The following is a 19,953-nucleotide window of genomic DNA, read 5'->3' on the forward strand; positions in this document are numbered from 1 at the left end:
TTATTGGCCCTCAGTCTTCTTGATCACATAGCCGACGGTCAGCAGCGCGTCCGACAGGGCGGTGCGGATGCTCGACCGGGTGGAAACGGTGCCGACATCAATGCCAAGTTGAACCATGGTCTGTGCGATCATCGGGCTGATGCCGCTGATAATGCACTCGGCCCCCATCAGGCGTACGGCAGCGGCGGCGCGCAGCAAGTGTTGCGCCACCTGCGTGTCGACGGTGCCGACGCCGGTGATGTCCATGATGACCACTTCGGCCTGACGCTCCAGAATGGTCTGAAGCAGGTTCTCCATCACCTCTTGGGCGCGGGCGGAATCCAGCGTGCCGATCAGCGGCAGGGTCAAAACACGGTCCCAAAGCTCGACCACGGGGGTCGACAGTTCCAGCATCTCTTGGCGTTGACGATCGATGATCTGCTCACGCTCAAGAATGAAAATCTCGTTGGTGTAGATGGCAAAGGCATCGACCAGACGGGTGACCAGCATCACGTCGCGGATCAATACGCCGTGTTCGCTGTCTTGCATCGCTTCGAGCCGTTTGAACAGCGGCGTTTTCAGGGCCAGCACAAAGGTCGCCATCTCGGTCGGGGTCACGCCGCGGTTGACCCGCTCGCGGCTGACATCGGTCAGAACGGCGCGCAGATCGTCCCATTGGGTGTCGTCAAAGTCAAAATCTTCGCCGGTGACACCATCGCGCACACCTTTAGAAAAGGCTTTGAGCAATTCGCGGTTCTGGTTCCGGCTCTCCGCATCGGAGAACAGGTCAGAACGTTTCACGCCCTCTTTGACCTGCGTTCCCAGCCACTCCTCGATGATACCTTTGAAATCGGTGTCGAGAACAGTCAGAATATTGGCCGTAGCAGATTGCGGCATCTTGAACCCCAGTGTTTATTTCACCCCCCATAGGCCAATCGTGGGGCCGAGTGTCAATAGGACGCAGGGATTTTGGTCGGCGGCAAAGCGCCATCGGGCGCGTGCCATGTGATTGACTATGACCGCTTTTCGCGTGCCGCAGCGGGGGCGGGGCAGGCCGTCGGGGTTGGGTCATCGCCTGTGTGTTTGGAGGGGGAGGTGATAGGAGGGGTCGGGGCCCGCGGCTCCACCCTAAAGGGGTAGGCCCCCGTCGCATCGCCCACCCGCAGGCAGGCGATGACTGTCTCTTGGCCGCGGGTGGCGGCCTACGCCGCCTCGCCGGGATGCCGCGGGACCAGCGCCCGGACCAGATCACGCATGTGCAGCACGCCGACCTGTTTGCCCTCGCGCATGACGCGGTAGTTGTTGGTCGTATCCCCACCGGAGACCGCGATGATGCTTTCCAGCGTGTCGTCGAAATCGACCTCACCGGCCACTTCCGCAGGCGGCACCTCGGTCTTCTCCATGACCGACCGTACCCGCAGCACCCGCGCGCGGTTGATGTCGCTGACGAAGGCTTCGATATAGGGATCATTGGGGTTCAGCAGAATGTGCTGCGGCTCGCCCTGTTGGACGATGAACCCGTCTTTGAGGATCACCAGATGGTCCGCCAGTTTCAGCGCCTCATCCAGATCGTGGGTGATGAAGATCACGGTCTTATGCAGTTCTTCTTGCAACTCGATCAGCAGATCCTGCATGTCGGTGCGGATCAGCGGGTCGAGCGCCGAGAACGCCTCGTCCATCAGCATCACGTCGGAGTTCGAGGTGAGCGCGCGGGCGATGCCGACGCGCTGCTGCATCCCGCCGGATAGCTGCGCGGGATACTGCTCTCCTTGGCCCTCCAGCCCGACGCGGTTCAGCCATTTGGTGGCCTCAGCCGCGTATTTGCTGCGGTTCTTGCCTTCGATCTCCCAACTGAGCCCGGTGTTTTCCAGCACCGTGCGATGCGGCAACAGGGCGAACTTCTGAAACACCATCGACATCTCGTGCTTGCGCATCTCACGCAGGCGACGCTCGTTATAGTCAAGGATGTTCTCGCCGTTCATGATCACCTCGCCTGAGGTGGGGTCAATGAGCCGGTTGAGGTGCCGGATCAGGGTCGATTTGCCCGAACCCGACAGCCCCATGATCACCGTGGTCTTGCCCGCAGGCATGTCCACGTTGATGTTGTTAAGACCCAGCACATGGCCGGTCTCGGCCTGAAGGTCGGCCTTGCTCATGCCGCCGCGCACCTTCTCCAGCGCGCCCTGCGGGTCATCGCCGAAGATCTTATAGAGGTTGCGGACGGAAATCTTGATATCGTCTGTCATGTCTGGCCTCACTTCTGCGCCGCGTTGATCCGCGCAAGCGCGGCTTTGGTGACCCGGTCGAGGATGATCGCAAGCAGCACGATCCCCAGACCCGACAGGAGGCCCACGCCCAATTCAAGGCTCCGAATGCCGCGCAGCACCAGCACGCCCAGACCGGGGGCCGAAACCAGCGAGGCGATAACGACCATCGCAAGGCTCATCATGATAGTCTGGTTCACACCGGCCATGATGTTGGGCAGCGCCAGCGGGATCTGCACCTTGTAAAGCTTTTGACGGTTGGTCATGCCAAAGGCGTCGGCGGCCTCGATCACGTCTTTGTCGACCAGACGGATGCCAAGGTCGGTCAGACGCACCACCGGCACGATGGCGTAAAGGATGATCGCGATGCCGTAGAGCTTGGGCTCGGTTACTGAGAAGAGGAAGATCAGCGGGATCAGGTAGACGAAGGGCGGCAGGGTTTGCAGCATGTCCAGCACCGGGATCATCGTGCGCTGCACCCGGTCACTGCGCGACATGGCGATGCCGATGGGCACGCCCAAAAGCACACATATAAAGGCGCAGACAAAGATGATCGCCAACGTCTGCATGGTGTGTTCGTAAAAGTCGATAAAGGCGAGGAAGCCAAAGACCAGCGCCACCAGACCCACCAGCTTGAGCGAGCGGCCCACGGCAAAGGTGATCGCCATCAAAAGCGGGATCATCACGAACCACGGCACTGCCTGCATGATCCACAGCGCATTTTCCAGCGCCCAGCTTAGCGGTTGGGTAAGCGGGTCGACAACAACTTTGAGACTGTCCTTGATGGCAAGGAAGCCTTGCTCCAGCCCTTGGGTCAGGTCACGCGACTGCGGGATGGCGTCGCAACTGTCGTGCAGCGCATCCAGCGAAGGGAAGGGCGTGTCCCAGAGCGTCGTGTCGGTATCACCGCCCGCTTGCCCCATGAGATCGGCCATGGAGCTAAGCCCACCGCCTTGGTCATCGCCGCACCAGCCGCGCAGGCCGAGCGAGTCAAAGAAATTATCGTAAGTCGCCATCTGTCGCTTTCCCGGTCTGCATCAGACCGTTTACTTTTGGGGAGGGGACCGGTGCGCCGCGCGGTCTGCGCGGCGTCGGCTGCCCCATGCAGAGGCGGCAAATCAAACCTATGTCCTTGCAAAGAAACTGCGCGATAGGCCGGGGGCCAAGGCGCAGTCGGTGTGAAAAGACGTAAGTCTTGCCGCCGATCCTGAAACAAACGGGCGGGAAACCCAGATGAGTTCCCCGCCCGCCGTTTTGTCAGTCTGTCTTACTGGTCAAGCAGCTTCGACAGGTTGCCACGGGCGTCGTCGCTCAGCCATTCGGCCCAAACGTCCTTGTTGTTCTGCAGGTAGTAAACAGCCGCTTCTTCGTTCGAAGCGTTGCTTTCACCCTGCCATGCCAGCAGCTTGCTCATCTCATCGGTCTTGAAGGAGACGTTGCCGATGAATTCCGCGATTTCAGGATTGTTGTCGTGGAAATCCTTGGTCATCACGGTCAGAACCGGGGCCGTCGGGAAGGCCGAAGGCTTGGGCTCTGGGTTGTCGGCGTTCTGGTTGGCGCTGTGCGCGGCCTCGTCATACTCGCCCAGATCGACGCTGGTCATGTCGTATTTGCCCAGCGGCGTGGTTGGCGCCCAATAGTAGCCGAACCATGGCTCTTCGCTTTCATAGGCCGACGCCATCGAGGTCACCATCGTCTCACCGGAGCCGTGGTTGAACACTTCGATGCCATTGCCTTCGAGGTCATAGGCGCGGGCGAGGTTGTCGCTCACGATGCGGCAGCCCCAGCCATCGGGACAGTTGTTGAACATGCCGCCGACCAGGTCGGGGTTTTCCAAGATGCCTTCGATGGTGGCAAGCTCGGGATGCTCATCCACAAGATAGGTCGGCACCCACCAGCCTTCGACACCACCGGGATCAAGCACGGAAGTCAGCTCAACAATCTTGCCGTTCTCTTTGAGCTTTTTGTAAGCATCACCGGCCGAGTTGGGCCACATTTCCGGCACGATGTCCGGCTCGTTGTTTTCCGACAGCGATGTCACGGCGGGCGTGGTGTCCGAAGGCACCACGGTCACGTCGCAGCCGTAGCCCTGAACCAGCAGGAATTCGGTCACGGCGGTGACGATCTGTGCCGACGCCCAGTTCATTTCCGCGATCGAGACTTCGCCGCAGTCCTGAGCGGCGGCGGCCATCGGGGTTGCAACGGCAAAGGCCGTGCCAAGCAAATAGCGTTTCATAGTGATATCTCCTCTATTGTATCCGCAGTGACACGCAGCCGCGCACCGCTGATCTTTGTCCCGTTGCATCAAGAAGAAGCCGGTCGCGCGATAGGGCGCGGCAGCTTTCGATGGCCGGGTTTGCTGGAGATAAGAAAACAAATCGCGCGCCGCTGTGCAACACGATTGCCAAGAGGATGACGCAAGTTCGGGCACCGCGCCGGGTGTGGCACGGTGCGATTATGACCGGCGCCCCCCTGCAGGACGCCATATAATTAAGGCCCGCCGCGGCCCTTCAAGCGGGGCGCGGGTGGGGCTGTTCAGCGGCGGGAAAAACTTTCCATGTCGCGGATATGCTGGGGGATGTCTTTGCGGTTCAGGCCAATATCCTGCAGCAGACGATCATCCATCGCGTTCAGCGTCGACAGCGTGCGGTTGCGCTCCCAACGGCGCGCGGTGTCGCGCAGGGCACGCCGGAGCATGGCGACAAGGGCCAGACCCTCGGCGTTGGCGACTTGGCCGATGGTGCCGGTAAAGGCGGTTCCGGGTAGCCCGGCGATTTGGTTGGTGTTCTTCAGCAGGCGGAAATGCATGGCATGCTCCATATCAAAAAGGTCGTGAAAGGAAGGATCCGCAAAAGACGACGGTCAGTGCCAAAAGACCGGGCCGGGTCGGTTGTGTGGGTCTCATCCCGAGTGTGATCCGGAAAGTCAGTTGGAACCCCGATGGTCCGAACAGGCGGATCGGCCTGTCCGACCGGGGTTACCGGCGGTTCAGCAGCGTGCCCGGTTTGCGCGGGCGCCTCTTATGTACAGCATACATCAACATGCGGCGCATTTGCTTTACCCGAGCAGCCATTGCAATAGGGTGAAATGGGGGTGCGACACCCTGCCGCAGGGGCGGGGCGCAGAGTGCACTCTGGCTGGGGTTTGCGCGCTCTCGGTGCGGTGTCGTTTGTGGGCTTTAGAATGTCGTTTTGAGGGTCGGATTTGGCGCATTTTGGCGCGGATGTTCGGAAGGATGTGAGGGGCTGGTGAGATATACGTTTGAGACCTTCGGTCGCTTTTGCGCAATTGATGCTGTCGCAAACCGGCGACAGGCCGCTTCTTTCAGGCCCGCGTTGCCGCGCGGGCGCGGTTTCGATGTGTTTTCGGCGAAACGCGCTGTATGAGCCCTCAAAGCCCCGCGCCGAAGCGCGATTGATTCGGCGGGAATAAGGCGCTCTACCTGCGGCTTTGTCACCAGTTCCGCAGGTTTTCGGGCCATTGGTTCCAGCTTGTGAACGAGCAATCAAAAAGAATGACGAAAACAAGGCGGCGCAGATGCGGCGCGTTTGCGGCGCTATTGTCTCTCTGCGCGAAACAGTCGAGAGAAAGGGTCAAAGGGCGCGGTCGCATTTTGGTGCTAATTTTCCTTAATCCTATGGCAAATTGAGATTTCGCCGAAGGATGGCGGGGAAACAATCGCCCCCGTGAGATCGGCTAAACCACCTGAATTGCGGCAAAACTTCATTTGGTTCCGGCAATTTTCGAACATTTTTTCCTTTGTCCATTCGTATAGGAGGGCTATTCCTATAGATGCCCAACTGGGGGGCACAGAAGTCTGTAGGTCACGGGGGCGGCCGCATTAAGCGCATCAAGGATGCGGGAAATGTGGGTACGCCGCAAAATTTGCGACCGTAAACACAACATACCGGGAAGGGGTTCTTCTCGGGTGTGAGCCTTGTTCAGGCTCTTCCCCTTCGTTGGCGCAAGGATGCGTGTCGCCCGATCTGGATTTCAGCCAGCGGGGCGCGTGTGAACGGAGGGAGAGACCATATGATACATAAGCGACAGGCCCTGCCACTGGCCTTCTGCGGGGCAAGAAATGCCCGGTTCGATCGCTCTGCCGTTCGGCGCTCCATTCATAAGATTGAAACAGCATCCACTTCCAAGACGGCCGCGTTGCGCGCCGCGTGCAACACCGCTCAGGAGAATTCACAATGATTAGAACACTTGATTTCAACGCGTTCACCGCAGGCACCATCATTGATGACGAATATGCGGACTTGGGCGTTACGGTTTCGGCCAGCGGCGGCTCTGGCGATGCGATGATCTTTGACAGCGCCAACCCCACGGGTGGCGACAGCGATCTGGCCTCCGACACGCTTGAAGGTCTGTTAATCGTCTCTGAAGACGGCGACCAGAGCGACCCGGACGACAACGCCGGCGGCGGCAGCCTGTTCTTTGATTTCGATGACATGGTGCGCATGAAGGGCGTGACCTTCAAAGACATCGAAGAGACCGGCGGCGAGGGCACCCGTGTCATCTTTTACGATGACAATGGCGATGTGATCCAAAACCACTATGTGCAGCCCACCGGCGATGGCGGCGAGCGTTTCGTGCAGTTCAACATCGATGGCGTGTCGCGCTTCGAAGTGCGTTTCGAAGGCTCCGGCGCGATCGACAATGTGATCTTCGACGACGAGAAGCCAGAGGGCGGCGGCAATGACGCGCCCGTGGCCGAAGACGATGTGCTTGAGATCGACGAAGACACCTCCGGCACCGTCGACGTGCTGGGCAATGACAGCGACAGCGATGGCGACACGCTGACCGTCACGATGGCAACCTGCCCGGCCGGGCCTGTTGTGATCAACGACGATGGCACGCTGACCTTCACGCCGGATCCGGATTTCAACGGCGACACGACCATCACCTACACCGTGGATGACGGCAATGGCGGCACCGACACTGGCACCGTGAATGTCACCGTGAACCCGGTAAACGATGCGCCCGAGGCCAATGACGACACGGCCAGCACCACCGGCACCGAAGCGGTCGTGATCCCGGTTCTGGACAACGACACCGATGTGGATGGCGACACTTTGAGCGTTGCAGATGCGTCGAGCGACGATGGCACCGTGACCATCAACGACGATGGCACCATCACCTTTGTTGCCGATGACGGTTTCACCGGCGACGCGACGATCACCTACACCGTGTCCGATCCCGGCGGTCTGACCGATGAAGGCTCCGTGACTGTCACCGTGGGTGACGGCGATCCGACTCGCGACGGCTATGTCGACGGCACCGCAGGCGATGACATGATCGACACCGCCTATACCGGCGACCCCGATGGCGACATGATCGACAACGACGATGCAATCCTGCCCGGTGCCGAAGGCGATGACGACTATGTCCGCGCAGGCGACGGTGACGACACCATTCTGGCAGGCGACGGCGATGACATTGTCGAGGCCGGTGCGGGCTCTGACGTGGTCGAGGGCGGTGAGGGTGACGACATGATCACCACCGGCAACGATGATATCGCGCCCGATCTGGGCTACCCGGAAAGCGACAGCGACAGCTTGAGCTTTGACCCCGATGCCGATCCCGAGAACGACCGCGACTCCGTCGATGGCGGCGCGGGCAATGACACCATCTCGACCGGCGACGACCGTGATACCATCACCGGCGGCACCGGTGACGATGTGATCGACGCGGGCATCGACAACGATATGGTTGATGGCGGCGATGGCGACGACCGTATTGTCGGCGGCGAGGGCAACGACAGCATCCTTGGCGGCGCTGGCAATGACACGATCTTTGCCGGCAATGATCCCGACCTCGGCCTTGATGTGCTCGACATCCCCGACGAAGAGGATGCGTCCAACCCCTTCACCCCCGACCGTGTCACGGACAACGGGATGGATACGGTCGACGGTGGTTCGGGCAATGACGTGATCTATGGCGCCGATGACGCCGACATGCTGCGCGGCGGCTCTGGCGATGACTATATCGACGGTCAGATCGACGATGACATCATCGAAGGCAACACCGGCAACGACACGCTGCTTGGCGGTCAGGGCGACGACAGCATCTCGGGCGGTCAGGGCAATGATGAGCTTGACGGCGGCACCGGCGAGGACACGCTGCGCGGCAACCGTGATGATGACCTGCTGGTCGGTGGCGAAGGCAATGACTTGCTCGACGGTGGCGGCGAGAATGACACGCTGATGGGCGGCGAAGGCGACGACACGCTGCAAGGCGGTCAGGGCGACGATCTGCTCGACGGTGGTGCGGGTGTCGACGTGATGACCGGCGGTGCCGATCAGGACAGCTTCGTCAACGTGAATGCTGGCGATGATGTCGACGGTGGCAGCGCTGGCGTGGACTTCGACACGCTCGACCTGCGCGGCTCGGCCCCTGAGGGTGGTAGCTTCGAGATCACCTATACATCGGACGACCGCGAAGACGGTTTCGTCGACTACTTCAACGAGGATGGCACCGATGCCGGGCGTCTGAACTTTGTCGAGATCGAGAATGTGATCCCCTGTTTCACACCGGGCACCAAGATCGCCACGCCAAAAGGCGAGGTCCGTGTCGAGGCGCTTGAGGTCGGTGACCGGGTCATCACCCGCGACAACGGCATCCAGACAATCCGTTGGGTCGGCGCACGTGAGATGACCGGCGCCGAGTTCGAAATGGCCGCCCATCTCAAGCCGGTGCTGATCCGCAAGGGCGCGCTTGGCAACGATCTGCCCGAGCGTGACATGATGGTCAGCCCCAACCACCGCGTCTTGGTGGCCAACGAGAAAACGGCGCTCTACTTCGAAGAGCGTGAAGTGCTGGTTGCGGCGAAACACCTGACCGGTATGGAGGGTATCGACGTGGTCGAGGTCTCTGGCACCACCTACATCCACGTGATGTTCGACCGCCATGAGGTGATCTTGTCGGATGGCACATGGACCGAGAGCTTCCAGCCTGGTGACATGTCGCTGGCCGGTATTGGCGAAGAGCAACGCAACGAAATTCTCGAACTCTTCCCCGAGCTTGCGACACAGGACGGCATCGAAGGCTACACCGCCGCCCGACGGTCGCTGAAAAAGCACGAGGCCAGCCTGCTGGTGAAATAAACCCGCGGGGGCGGGACGCGATGCAGCTTAGAAACGGGGCGGGTGACCGCCCCGTTTTCTTTTATGGAGCTATCCCTGCGGCTTTCGCCAAGCCGCCCAGTCTTCGGGCGTGTCGAGGTCGAGCCGCGCGCGCTGGCCGGGCAGGGGCACCAGCTGCACCCGCGCGCCTGCGCCACGCACCACCGCTCGGCCCCCATCATCGCCGCTCAGCCGTTTGAGTTGGTCAAACAGCGCGGCGGCAAAGATGATCGGATGCCCCGGCCTGCCATCCTCTGTCGCGGCGCGCCAGACTAATGTCTCACTGCTAAGATCGACCGAAGCCGTAAGGCGGGCCAGATCGCTGGGCTCAAGGTCTGGCATGTCGGCCAACATCACCATGGCCGCCGCCGTGTCCGGGGGCAGGTCCGCAAAGGCGCGGCGCAGGCTGGCGCCCATGCCCTCGGCCGCATCGGGAATGGGAAGCGGCGTGATATCCAGCCCGGTCAGGGCCGTGTAGCGCGGATGCGGCGCGGGCGGCAGGGCGACCATCACGGGGCCGACGCTTAGCGCCAACCGCGTCTGACGGCGCAGCAGCGGCTGGCCGTCCACGTCTTCCATCAATTTGTCGCGCCCCCGCATCCGGGAAGAGGCACCGGCAGCGAGGAGGATCACAGGCAGAGAGGCTTTTGTCATGGCGTCAGACTACCGGGCGTGGCGCGCGGGGATAAGGGCTTTCTTGCACCTTCTAAGGGGGCGGACCTCAACGCCGTCAAAGAATGTAAATTCCTGCTAAACCACCGTTGGCAGGGCGCTTTTTCGTGCTACCCTTGGCTCATGAACATCAAAGACCTGATCCCGCACACTCTGTTTCGCAAAGCCCGCGAATATTCTCGTAAACTTTGGGTGCGGGTGGTCGTCATGGGGCTGCTGGCCTTTGTCGCCCTTGGGATGACACAGCTCTTTGAACCCTTGGTGCCCAAGGAAGTTGCCACACGTTTGACGGGGGACGCGGCGGATCGCCTTTTGCAGATCATCGCGGATGCGATGCTTGCGGTCACGATCTTTTCGATCACCATCATGGTCACGGTCTACCGCTCTACCTCGGCCCAGTTCACGCCGCGGGCGCATCGGCTGATCATTCAGGACCGGACCACGCAGAACACTCTTGCCGTTTTCATCGGCGCCTATGTCTATGCATTGGTGGCGATCATCATGCGCGAGTTGGGCATCTATGTCGACGAACGCTCTTTCGTATTGTTCCTGACCACGGTGATGGTGCTGGCGATCATCGTGATCTTTCTGATCCGTTGGGTGCTTCATCTGCAAAGTTTCGGCAGCCTGATCGACACCACGCGCCAGATCGAAGCCGTGACCACATCGCTGTTCAAAGAGCGGCTAAAGACGCCCTGCATGGGCGGCCATCCTCTGACCGGCCCCGCGCCCGAAAACGCCCGCCCGATCTTTGCCCCCGAGAGCGGCTATATCAAACATATTTACCCCGAGGCCCTGGACCAGCAGGCGCGCGATCATGGGGTTGCGATCTATCTCACCCGCCGCATTGGCGATTTCGTCTTTGTCGGAGAGCCTTTGGTCATGGTCACCCAGCAGGGCAGCCCGCAGGACGCGGAACATGACTGGGACAACCTTGAGCAAAAGGTCTTCGACACCGTGCAACTGGGCGATCTGCGCACCTTTGACCAAGACCCGCGCTTTGGCCTGCGGGTGCTCGGAGAGGTCGCCTCAAAAGCGCTGTCGCCGGGGATCAACGACGGCGGCACGGCGATTGATGTGATCACCCGCATCGGGCGCATCCTGTCTTATTATTCGGACGAGGCGAAGCCGGGCGGCAAGGTCAATCTGCCCAACCTGCATATCGCGCCGATCTCGTCGGATGCCCTGATCGAAGACGGCTTTGGCGCGCTGGCCCGGGATGGGGCCTCGGTCGTTGAGGTGCAGATGGCCTTGCAAGAGGTGCTGGCCGGGCTGATGCAGCACCCTGACCCCGGCCTTGCCGCCTCGGCCCGTGACGCGGCAGAGACCCATCTGCGCCGCGCTTTCGAAGAGGTGCCCTTTGGCCCTGACCGGGCGCGGATCTGGGCCGCCGCATGCAAAGAGGTGCGCGCGGCGGTGGAGACACCGGAGTAAGCGGAACTCAGAGGGGGCGGATTTTCAGCTGCGTGATGCGGTTTCCGTCCCGCTCCATCACCTCGAACCGGAAGTTGTGGAAAGAGAACACCTGCCCCACGGTCGGGATCATCTGCGCTTCGTGGATCACCAGCCCGGCCACGGTATTGGCCTCGTCATCGGGCAAAGACCAATCGGTGGCGCGGTTAAGATCGCGGATCGTCATGGCCCCTTCGACCATCAGATGCCCGTCTTCGGATTGTTTGAGAGGGTGATCTGCGTCGGGGTCGAATTCGTCTGTAATCTCGCCCACGATCTCTTCGAGGATGTCTTCGAGCGTGATCAGCCCTTGCAGGGAGCCGTATTCATCCACCACCAGCGCAAAATGCGTGCGGCGGCGCAGGAACTGGCGCATCTGCTCATCCAAGGTGGAGGTTTCGGGCACGAAATAGGGTTTCATCACCACATCGGCCACGTTGAACCCCTTGAGCGCCGCCGCATTGCCGTTGGGGCCGCCGATTAGCTTGTACATGGCGCGCAGCAGGTCCTTGGCGTGGATCACGCCGATGATGTTTTCCGGATCATCGCGGAAGACGGGCAGGCGGGTGTGGTTTGATTGCAGGCATTTTTCCATGATGTCGGTCGGATCGCTATCCGCATCGATCATCTCGATCCCCGAACGGTGCAGCATGACCTCTTCGACCGCGCGTTCGCGCAGGTCGAGCGCGCCCAAGATACGGTCGCGGTCTTCCTTTTCGACCACGCCTTCGGAATGACCCAGTTGCAGGGCGCCGGCGATCTCTTCGCGGACGGCCAGAATGTTGCTGTCCGGGTCAATCTGAACGCCGAAAAGCCGCAGCACCCCGCGCACGAAATAGCGCACCGCCGTCACCACCGGCGAGAAAACGAGCACCACGACGCTGATCGGTCGCGAGACCAGCGCCGCCGCCGTTTCGGCATTGGTGATGGCATAGGTCTTGGGCAGCACTTCTGAGAAGACAAGCACCAGAAGCGTCATCACCAGCGTCGCCAGCGCCACGCCGCTTTCGCCGAAAAGCCGGGTGAACAGCGCCGTCGCCATGGAGGCGGCAAGGATGTTGACCAAGTTGTTGCCCAGCAGGACCGAGCCGATCAGCCGCTCGTTATCCTCGGTAATTTTGAGCGCCCGGATCGCCCCGCTTGCCCCTTTGTCGGCCTGCGCGCGCAGCTTCCCGCGCGAGGCGGCGGTCAGCGCCGTTTCGGACCCTGAAAAGAAGCCCGACAGGACGAGGAGAAACAGGATAATTCCGGTGCTGATCCAGAATGCGGTGTCAAAAAGGGCGGGGCCCGTTTCCATGAGGTCTAAATCCATCCATTATGTGTTGCGAATGTTATGGGCGCAGGGGCTGCGTCATTCAAGGGTCGCAACGGGTGAGGGTGGTGTGATGCAGGCGAAAATCAACTGTGCAGAGCTTGGGGTTCTGGACGGACCGCTGCTGTTGTTCGGCGGGCCCTATTCCAACCTTCAAGCGGTAGAAGCGCTGGCGGATTTTGCCGCCGCGCGCGGCATCGGCGGGGATCAGATAATCTGCACCGGGGATATCGTCGCCTACTGCGGGGCACCAAGCGAAAGCGTGGCGGCGATCCGGGCGCTTGGCTGTGCCGTGGTGGCGGGCAATTGTGAGTTGCAACTGGCCAGCGGGGCCGAGGATTGCGGCTGCGGTTTCGCGCCGGGCAGCAGTTGCGACATGCTTTCGGGCGCGTGGTACGCCCATGCCGCGCAGGCGCTGGACGCTGAGGCGAAGACGTGGATGGGGTCACTGCCGGATGTGGCGGTGTTTCAGCATCAAGGGCAGCGCTACGGGGTGCTTCACGGCGGGGTGCGCGATGTGGCGCGGTTCATCTGGTCAGAGAGTGCAGAGGCGGTGTTTGAGGAGGAGTGGCGCGCCTTGGAGGAGGTCACAGGCCCCGTCGATCACATCATCGCCGGGCATTCCGGTCTGCCCTTTATCCGCAAGACGGCGTGTGGGCGCTGGATCAATGCAGGGGTGATCGGCATGCCGCCCACGACGGTGGCCAGCAAACGCGGGTGGCCGTGTTGGACGGGGGCGAAGTGCGGTTTCACCGGCTTAGCTATGATGTGGCAGGGGCCGTGGCCGACATGGCGAAGGCCGGTCTGCCGCGCGCCTATGCCGACGCGCTGCAAAGCGGTTACTGGCCGTCGGAAGACGTGCTGCCACCGGGGTTGCGCGTGCCGTCCTTGGCCAGAGGGTGACGCTCTAGCACGAGGTCCGACAGGCGCTCTTCTAGCACATGGGTATAGATCTCGGTCGTGGCGACATCGGCATGGCCCAGCATGGTCTGGATCGCGCGCAGGTCTGCGCCGTTGGCCAGCAGATGCGTGGCAAAGGCATGGCGCAGGGTGTGCGGCGTGACCTTTTCAGGGGGTACGCCCCCGGTCACGGCGAATTCCTTGATCAGCAGATAGAACCGATGCCGCGTCAGATGGCCCGTTGCCCCGCGCGACGGGAAGAGATGGCGTGCGGGCGGTTTGCCCTTGGCTTGGGCCGCCTCATCCGCCTTGTCACGCACCACCAGCCATGCCGCCAGCGCATCGCGCGCAGGTTCCGACAGGGGCACCAGCCGCTCGCGGCCCCCCTTGCCCGAAATCAGCAGCAGGCGCGGATCGCCGCGCGCGGCGCTGACCGGCAGGCTGACCAATTCGCTGACCCGCATGCCAGTGGCATAGAGCAGTTCCATCAGGCAGGTGTTGCGCAGCTGGTCTGCCAGCGCCCGGCCTGAGTTGCGCGCGGCATCCAGAAGCCGGTCGACCTCTTCCTCAGAGAGAATCTTGGGCAGACGTTTGTCTTGTCCCGGTCCGGCGATTTGCACCGCTGGATTGTCCTCGCGCAGCCCTTCCTCAAAGGCAAAGCGGTAGAGCTGTTTGATCGCCGACAGACGGCGCGCACGGGTGGATTTAGCCAGCCCCTGCGCATCACAATAGACAAGGTAATCCTCAACCTCGCCGCGGCTGGCGGTGAGGAAATCGTGGTTGCGCTGCGCCAGAAAGGAATCGAAATCCTTGAGGTCGCGGCCATAGGCCAGCTGGGTATTGGTGGCGGCACCCTGTTCGGCGGCGGCGGCCTCCAGAAAGCTGGAAATCCAATGAAAGGTCGGGGTCTGGGACATCATCATTGCTGGAGCAATACAATCTGCAAGGCGGCACGTCGGGCGGTGTCTTCCAACCCGAGGGCGCGCAGGGTGGCTAGGGCGTCGCGGAGCGCCGATGTGTCACCACTCGCCCCGTCATGCAAGAGCGACAATAGGCGCAAAATCGCCATGCCCAATTCCTTGTCCCGCGCCAGCGCCATCAGGTCGGCGCGCGGGGTGGGATTGGCGAAAGCATCGTGAACAGCAGCGGCCAAGGGTGCATCCGGGGCGGGGCCTTCGGGGGCATCGCCAACCGCCACGGCGCGCAGCAATTCGTCTTCGGGGGACTTGCCGATCACCCGCGCCGCGGCGGCCTCGTAATTGGGCGACAGCAGCGCCACATCCCGCGCCAGACGCGCGGCTTGGCCTGCAAGCGGAATGGTCGAAAGCGGTTCGGCAAAGAGCGTGGCAAAGGCCACTTCGAGAGAGGCCTCACGCATCGCTTCCCATGCAGGCGGCAGGGTTTTGGCCACCGCCTCTGCGCTGCTGGTGCGTAGGGCCGTCTCAAAGCGCTGCAGCGCCGCGACACGGTCCCAGACGCCCCCCGATGCGGCGGGCTGGCGGTCTGTGTAAAGCCCCAGCAGCAGGTTGTCGGGCAGGGCGCCCGCGCGGGTCAGCCGTTCGGCGGCCTCAAGCTGGGCTTTCCATCCGGCGATGTCGCGCAGATCGGCCACCGCATAGGGGCGCGGCAGGATGTTGGAGGGCAGCGGCTCACCAATGGTTTCGAACAGGCGGAAGGTCATCGGGTCCATCTGGCGCGGCACGCGCAGCGGTTCGGCCCCTTCGTAGAAATCCGGGTTGAGGAAACGATCAAAGAGGTCAAGCTGTGCCTCTGGCAACAGGCCAAGCGCCTGCGCCGAGCCAAAGGTCAGGGCCGCGTTTTCCCAATTGCCCGCCCGGGCGTTGCAGAAGATCCGAGTGCCATAGTCATGGGTCAGATGCGGGGATTTCATCAGCCGCTCGCAGACGCGCTGTTCGGTGCCGGTGAGCAGGGAAAGCTGCATCCACAGGTCGAAATGCGCGGTCGAGGTGGTTACCCCGGCCTGTTCGATCAGCGACAGCGCCGGATCGAGCGCGCCAAGCTCCATCAGTTTTTCGCCCCGCGCCAGCGCCAATAGATCGCCATTGCGCGCCTCCCCCTGCGGGGCCTGCGCCTCGGCCAGAAGCACGGTATAGAGCAGGGCCTGCGCGGCGGGCAGATGCAGGTCGGGCAGGTTGCGAATACGCTCGATCAGGGCGGTGGTATCGCTGCCCATCCAGATGTCCCCACGCAGCCCAGTGACCGAACCGGGCACCAGCCCGATGCGGCGCGGCGCGCCATCGCCCAGTGGGGTGACCTGCACCGCGGGGGGCAAAGCGCTGTTGGCGACAGGCGGTTCCGCCACCCGGCCCGGATTGGGCGGGCGTTTGGGGCGGTTTTCAGGCGGCGATTGCGCCCCGAGCCAGTCGATCACCGAAAGCGGTTGGTCATTGGCGGCGGGGGGCTGTTCTTGTTCCCAGGCCTCTGAGGTTTTGCGCGAATCGCGGCCCAGATTGCGGTCTTCGTCGGATTCGGCCAGCAGGGCGCTGGCACTGACCGAGCAGATCACCGCAGCACAAAGGGCCAAACCGCGTTTTGACAGCGCGTTTGCCACCCCGCTCAATCCGCTGTCAGCGTGACGGGCTGGCGTGTCTCAATCTGTTCGGGCGAAAAATCCACGCCAAAGAAGGGCCCGACGTAGGCATAGCCCACCAGCCCAATGAAGCCGACAATCAATAGAAATATCAAAAGCTTAAAAAGTTTACCCATGATTAATGCCTGCCCGGAATTCTGCTATTTTGCCAAACTATATATGGCCTTTCCGGCAAGATCACGTCATTCAGAGAAAAATGAGCGGAATTAAGCACAGCATAACCGATGGCGAAGAAATGCCGCCCCGTTACCGTCTGAACAAGACGGTGGCGCTGGTTGGCATGATGGGGGCGGGGAAGACGGCGGTGGGGCGTGCGGTCTCGGCCAAGCTGGGCGCGCCCTTTCTGGACAGCGATGCCGAGATTGAGGCGGCGGCCAATCTGAGCGTGCCCGAGATCTTTACCCGCGACGGAGAGCCGTTCTTTCGCAAACGCGAGACAGAGGTCATCGCCCGGCTGCTGGCTGAGGAACGTTGCATCCTGTCCACCGGCGGCGGGGCGTTTCTGGCCGAGGTGAATCGCGACAATATCGCGGCTTATGGTGTGGCGCTCTGGCTGGATGCGGATCTTGATCTGCTGTGGAACCGGGTGCGCTATAAGGACAGCCGTCCGCTGCTGCGCACGGCTGATCCCAAGGCCACGCTGACCGCGCTCTACCGCGACCGGGTGCCGCTTTACCGACTGGCGGATCTGTCGGTGCGCTGTGATCCGCGCCTCTCGATTGACGCCATGGCCAATCGGGTGATCGATAAGCTGCTGACAAGGCCGGATGTTTTGGAGAGATTGGATGCGTGAGACGGTATCCGTGGCCCTGCCGGGGCGGGAATATGATGTAATCATCGGGCCGGGGTTGCTGGCCGATGCGGGCGCGCTGATCGCGCCGCTGCTGCGCCGCAAGCGGGTGGCCGTCATCACCGAGAGCCGCGTGGCGGCGTTGCATTTGCAAGCGCTGCGGGACGGGTTGGCCGCCGAGGGCATCGCGATGTCGGCGCTGGAACTCGCGCCCGGAGAGGGGACCAAGGACTGGGCCAATCTGCAGCGCTCGGTCGACTGGCTGCTCGACGAACAGGTGGAGCGCGGCGATATCGTCGTGGCCTTTGGCGGCGGGGTGATCGGCGATCTGGTGGGCTTTGCCGCCGCCGTGCTGCGGCGCGGGGTGCGTTTTGTGCAGATCCCCACCTCGCTTCTGGCGCAGGTCGACAGTTCGGTGGGTGGCAAGACCGGGATCAACGCAAGCCAAGGCAAGAACCTGATCGGGGCATTCCATCAACCCAGCCTCGTGCTCGCCGATACCGAGGTGCTGGGGACCATGCCGCCGCGCGATTTCTTGGCGGGCTATGGCGAGGTCGTGAAATACGGGCTGCTGGGCGATGCAGATTTCTTTGATTGGCTTGAGGCGCAGGGGCCAGCCCTTGCAGCGGGCGATATGGAAGCTCGGATCGAGGCGGTGCGCCGTTCGGTCCAGATGAAGGCCGATATCGTGGAACGCGACGAGACCGAGCAGGGCGACCGCGCATTGCTCAACCTCGGGCATACTTTCGGCCATGCGCTTGAGGCGGCGACCGGCTATTCCGACCGTCTGCTGCATGGCGAAGGGGTGGCGATTGGCTGTGCGCTGGCCTTTGAGCTTTCCGCGCGGCAGGGCCTATGCCCGCAGGAAGATCCCAGCCGCCTGCGCGCCCATCTGGCGCAGATGGGCATGAAGACCGACCTGCGCGACATCCCCGGCGATCTGCCAGAGGCCGAAGAGTTGCTGCGCCTGATGGGGCAGGACAAAAAGGTTGTCGATGGCCGGTTGCGTTTCGTTCTGGCACGCGGCATCGGCCAAGCCTTTGCCGGGGCCGAGGTCGACAATGCCGATGTGCTGGCCCTGCTGCGCGACGCGCTAAGCGCACGGCAGTGACCCGCGGGGGGCGGGGCCTGGCGGTTTAACTCTGTTCTTTAAGGTGTTGTGCTGCCGAATAAAAAGGGCGGCGCCGCCAAGTCGGATGTTTTGAGACAGGCGTCACCCTGCATGTCTGAACGTCTTGACATGGCGCCCGCGTGGGGCGCCTCTGATCCTGTTGCCGAACGGATGACTGCCCGGCGGGTATCGCGATGGGGAGAGGTCTAATGCGGCGCGGTTAAAGACCTGTCACGGCCGCGGTCGCAGAGTTTGGGCAGGGCGCAACGGCGCCCCGCCCGAAATCGCATAGGGTTTAGAACGGGATCTCGTCATCGAGATCGCGGCTGCCGCCACCGCCGCCACCGCTGCCGCCGCCCGAGGAGGACGGGCCGCTGTCATAGCCGCCGCCGTAGTCATTGCCGCCACCACCGTAGCCGCCACCGCCGCCACCACCGTAGCCGCCGCCACCACCGCCGCCGCCGGACCCGGCGCCACCGGGACCGTCGAGCATGGTCAGCGTGCCGCCAAAGCCCTGCAGCACCACTTCGGTGCTATAGCGGTCCGCGCCGGATTGGTCTTGCCATTTGCGGGTCTGCAATTGGCCTTCGATATACACTTTGGAGCCCTTCTTGAGGTACTGCTCGGCGATGCGGACGAGCCCCTCTTGGAAGATCGCCACCGAATGCCATTCGGTCTTCTCGCGGCGCTCACCGGTGTTGCGGTCTTTCCATGTTTCCGAGGTGGCGATGCGCAGGTTGCACACTTTGCCGCCGTTCTGGAACGACCTCACCTCGGGGTCGCGCCCGAGGTTGCCGATAAGGATCACTTTGTTCACTGAGCCGGCCATCTTGCCCCCTCGTTTGTCATTGCTGTGTCATTGCGTCGGGCGCGAATCCGAGCGCGCCCAATTCGGCCGTTTATATCGCGGTTGTCCGCCGGATGACACCGGCTTTCCCATCTCGCCGCCCATCAAGGCACCCCCTGCGGCAGGCTGGTTCCCGGGGGCTGGTCGGCCGCGCGGTTTTGGGTATACTGCACGCAATGCAACGGCAGGGGGCAGAGATGCGAAAGACGGGACATGTGGCCGGTCTAGCCGCGGTTGGTCTGGCGGCAGCCGGGATGATCGCGATGGGGGCAGCGCCGGCGGCTGCCGATATGTTTGCCAGCAAAAACCGCGCGGGTTTGTTTTCTTCTCAGAAAAGCATCCTCGATAACCGCGCGTCCAAGCAGTATTCCGCCTCCGTTCGGCTGCAGCCGCCCAAGGTCGTCACTCCGACGAAATGGGATGCGCCGAAATACAACGGTTCTTACAAAGGGGCCTTTCTGGCCCATGCCCGCGCGGCGGCGACCCGGCATGGCATCCCGGTTGATCTGTTTCTGCGGCTGGTTCAGCAGGAAAGCGGCTGGAACCCCAAGGCGCTGTCGCACAAGGGAGCGATGGGATTGGCACAATTGATGCCCCAGACCGCGCAGGCGCTGCGCGTCGACCCGACCGATCCGGTGCAGAATCTTGAAGGCGGCGCACGCTACCTCAAAATTCAGTACCGCGCTTTCGGCAGTTGGGAGCTGGCGCTGGCGGCTTATAACGCGGGGCCGGGGGCGGTTAAGAAATACGGGGGCGTCCCGCCCTATAAAGAAACGCGGAATTACGTTAAGGTGATCACTGGCAGCTAAGCCATTGATATCTATGCGGATCGCATGGCGCGGTGGGCGTTTGTCCGCCTATTTTCACCTGCCTATGCCCCCTTGGCCC

At 62.2% G+C, this 19,953-nt stretch carries 16 protein-coding genes and 1 pseudogene; 6 read left to right on the forward strand and 11 right to left on the reverse strand.

All coding sequences use genetic code 11. The features are described 5' to 3' along the window. The 5 genes from J3456_RS04085 to J3456_RS04105 all read right to left on the reverse strand — a co-directional run bounded on the left by J3456_RS04085 (position 1) and on the right by J3456_RS04105 (position 5,051). A complete protein-coding gene (locus J3456_RS04085) occupies positions 1–876 on the reverse strand; it encodes an STAS domain-containing protein (protein ID WP_349579002.1) in 876 nt (291 codons plus the stop codon). Positions 877–1,181: 305 nt separating this feature from the next. Beyond that, positions 1,182–2,225 (reverse strand): quaternary amine ABC transporter ATP-binding protein, encoded by a 1,044-nt coding sequence (locus J3456_RS04090; RefSeq protein ID WP_349579003.1) that lies wholly within the window; start codon positions 2,223–2,225, stop codon positions 1,182–1,184. Between the two features lie 8 nt (positions 2,226–2,233). Continuing rightward, complete coding sequence (locus tag J3456_RS04095) at positions 2,234–3,259, reverse strand: ABC transporter permease (RefSeq protein ID WP_349579004.1); 1,026 nt, start codon at positions 3,257–3,259, stop codon at positions 2,234–2,236. A 251-nt stretch (positions 3,260–3,510) separates the two neighbouring features. Continuing rightward, positions 3,511–4,479, reverse strand: coding sequence for an ABC transporter substrate-binding protein (locus tag J3456_RS04100; RefSeq protein WP_349579005.1), 969 nt, complete (start codon positions 4,477–4,479; stop codon positions 3,511–3,513). A gap of 299 nt (positions 4,480–4,778) precedes the next feature. After that, positions 4,779–5,051, reverse strand: coding sequence for a DUF1127 domain-containing protein (locus tag J3456_RS04105; RefSeq protein WP_349579006.1), 273 nt, complete (start codon positions 5,049–5,051; stop codon positions 4,779–4,781). 1,388 nt (positions 5,052–6,439) lie between these two features. Here J3456_RS04105 and J3456_RS04110 point away from each other — a divergent pair. Continuing rightward, positions 6,440–9,352, forward strand: coding sequence for a Hint domain-containing protein (locus J3456_RS04110; RefSeq protein ID WP_349579008.1), 2,913 nt, complete (start codon positions 6,440–6,442; stop codon positions 9,350–9,352). 69 nt (positions 9,353–9,421) lie between these two features. On the opposite strand, the gene J3456_RS04115 is transcribed toward J3456_RS04110, so the two are convergent. Further along, positions 9,422–10,024: a nucleotidyltransferase family protein gene (locus tag J3456_RS04115; protein WP_349579009.1), complete on the reverse strand. Its 603-nt coding sequence runs from the start codon at positions 10,022–10,024 to the stop codon at positions 9,422–9,424. A gap of 141 nt (positions 10,025–10,165) precedes the next feature. Between J3456_RS04115 and J3456_RS04120 the strand changes: the two genes are divergently transcribed. Continuing rightward, complete coding sequence (locus J3456_RS04120) at positions 10,166–11,476, forward strand: DUF2254 domain-containing protein (protein WP_349579010.1); 1,311 nt, start codon at positions 10,166–10,168, stop codon at positions 11,474–11,476. A gap of 7 nt (positions 11,477–11,483) precedes the next feature. On the opposite strand, the gene J3456_RS04125 is transcribed toward J3456_RS04120, so the two are convergent. Further along, complete coding sequence (locus J3456_RS04125; RefSeq protein WP_349579011.1) at positions 11,484–12,791, reverse strand: HlyC/CorC family transporter; 1,308 nt, start codon at positions 12,789–12,791, stop codon at positions 11,484–11,486. A gap of 88 nt (positions 12,792–12,879) precedes the next feature. Between J3456_RS04125 and J3456_RS04130 the strand changes: the two are divergent. Then, a pseudogene (locus J3456_RS04130) lies at positions 12,880–13,443 on the forward strand (metallophosphoesterase family protein); the annotation flags it as partial. Between the two features lie 202 nt (positions 13,444–13,645). Here the strand turns inward: J3456_RS04130 and J3456_RS04135 are convergent. From J3456_RS04135 to J3456_RS04145, 3 genes are read right to left on the reverse strand one after another with little or no spacing between them, the layout of a single operon-like run. Further along, complete coding sequence (locus J3456_RS04135; protein ID WP_120351225.1) at positions 13,646–14,629, reverse strand: site-specific tyrosine recombinase XerD; 984 nt, start codon at positions 14,627–14,629, stop codon at positions 13,646–13,648. After that, positions 14,626–16,287, reverse strand: coding sequence for a hypothetical protein (locus tag J3456_RS04140; protein ID WP_502989483.1), 1,662 nt, complete (start codon positions 16,285–16,287; stop codon positions 14,626–14,628). The genes J3456_RS04135 and J3456_RS04140 overlap by 4 nt, the downstream gene beginning before the upstream one ends. Further along, complete coding sequence (locus J3456_RS04145; protein ID WP_007120408.1) at positions 16,284–16,433, reverse strand: hypothetical protein; 150 nt, start codon at positions 16,431–16,433, stop codon at positions 16,284–16,286. Before J3456_RS04145 ends, J3456_RS04140 begins: the two co-directional genes overlap by 4 nt. A gap of 80 nt (positions 16,434–16,513) precedes the next feature. Here J3456_RS04145 and J3456_RS04150 point away from each other — a divergent pair, with 80 nt between their 5' ends. Together J3456_RS04150 and aroB are read left to right on the forward strand one after the other, a co-directional pair. Continuing rightward, on the forward strand, positions 16,514–17,110 hold the full coding sequence (locus J3456_RS04150; protein WP_067628855.1) for a shikimate kinase: 597 nt from the start codon (positions 16,514–16,516) through the stop codon (positions 17,108–17,110). After that, a complete protein-coding gene (gene aroB, locus J3456_RS04155; RefSeq protein WP_349579013.1) occupies positions 17,103–18,218 on the forward strand; it encodes a 3-dehydroquinate synthase in 1,116 nt (371 codons plus the stop codon). Before J3456_RS04150 ends, aroB begins: the two co-directional genes overlap by 8 nt. Positions 18,219–18,513: 295 nt before the next feature. Here aroB and ssb read toward each other — a convergent pair whose 3' ends face one another. Beyond that, positions 18,514–19,047 (reverse strand): single-stranded DNA-binding protein, encoded by a 534-nt coding sequence (gene ssb / locus J3456_RS04160; RefSeq protein WP_349579014.1) that lies wholly within the window; start codon positions 19,045–19,047, stop codon positions 18,514–18,516. 215 nt (positions 19,048–19,262) lie between these two features. On the opposite strand from ssb, the gene J3456_RS04165 reads away from it, so the two are divergent. Continuing rightward, positions 19,263–19,874: a lytic transglycosylase domain-containing protein gene (locus J3456_RS04165; protein ID WP_502989484.1), complete on the forward strand. Its 612-nt coding sequence runs from the start codon at positions 19,263–19,265 to the stop codon at positions 19,872–19,874. Positions 19,875–19,953: the final 79 nt, after the last annotated feature.

The organism is Sulfitobacter sp. NFXS29, from assembly GCF_040148765.1.
Classification (GTDB): domain Bacteria; phylum Pseudomonadota; class Alphaproteobacteria; order Rhodobacterales; family Rhodobacteraceae; genus Sulfitobacter.

Bases quoted from the DNA above. Each gene is read 5' to 3' on its own strand.
- J3456_RS04145 (WP_007120408.1), bottom strand. From the start codon at position 16,433: ATGGGTAAACTTTTTAAGCTTTTGATATTTCTATTGATTGTCGGCTTC.
- J3456_RS04165 (WP_502989484.1), top strand. From the start codon at position 19,263: ATGCGAAAGACGGGACATGTGGCCGGTCTAGCCGCGGTTGGTCTGGCG.
- J3456_RS04150 (WP_067628855.1), top strand. From the start codon at position 16,514: ATGAGCGGAATTAAGCACAGCATAACCGATGGCGAAGAAATGCCGCCC.
- ssb (WP_349579014.1), bottom strand. From the start codon at position 19,047: ATGGCCGGCTCAGTGAACAAAGTGATCCTTATCGGCAACCTCGGGCGC.
- J3456_RS04120 (WP_349579010.1), top strand. From the start codon at position 10,166: ATGAACATCAAAGACCTGATCCCGCACACTCTGTTTCGCAAAGCCCGC.
- J3456_RS04135 (WP_120351225.1), bottom strand. From the start codon at position 14,629: ATGATGATGTCCCAGACCCCGACCTTTCATTGGATTTCCAGCTTTCTG.
- J3456_RS04085 (WP_349579002.1), bottom strand. From the start codon at position 876: ATGCCGCAATCTGCTACGGCCAATATTCTGACTGTTCTCGACACCGAT.
- J3456_RS04125 (WP_349579011.1), bottom strand. From the start codon at position 12,791: ATGGAAACGGGCCCCGCCCTTTTTGACACCGCATTCTGGATCAGCACC.
- J3456_RS04110 (WP_349579008.1), top strand. From the start codon at position 6,440: ATGATTAGAACACTTGATTTCAACGCGTTCACCGCAGGCACCATCATT.
- aroB (WP_349579013.1), top strand. From the start codon at position 17,103: ATGCGTGAGACGGTATCCGTGGCCCTGCCGGGGCGGGAATATGATGTA.
- J3456_RS04095 (WP_349579004.1), bottom strand. From the start codon at position 3,259: ATGGCGACTTACGATAATTTCTTTGACTCGCTCGGCCTGCGCGGCTGG.
- J3456_RS04090 (WP_349579003.1), bottom strand. From the start codon at position 2,225: ATGACAGACGATATCAAGATTTCCGTCCGCAACCTCTATAAGATCTTC.
- J3456_RS04115 (WP_349579009.1), bottom strand. From the start codon at position 10,024: ATGACAAAAGCCTCTCTGCCTGTGATCCTCCTCGCTGCCGGTGCCTCT.
- J3456_RS04105 (WP_349579006.1), bottom strand. From the start codon at position 5,051: ATGCATTTCCGCCTGCTGAAGAACACCAACCAAATCGCCGGGCTACCC.
- J3456_RS04100 (WP_349579005.1), bottom strand. From the start codon at position 4,479: ATGAAACGCTATTTGCTTGGCACGGCCTTTGCCGTTGCAACCCCGATG.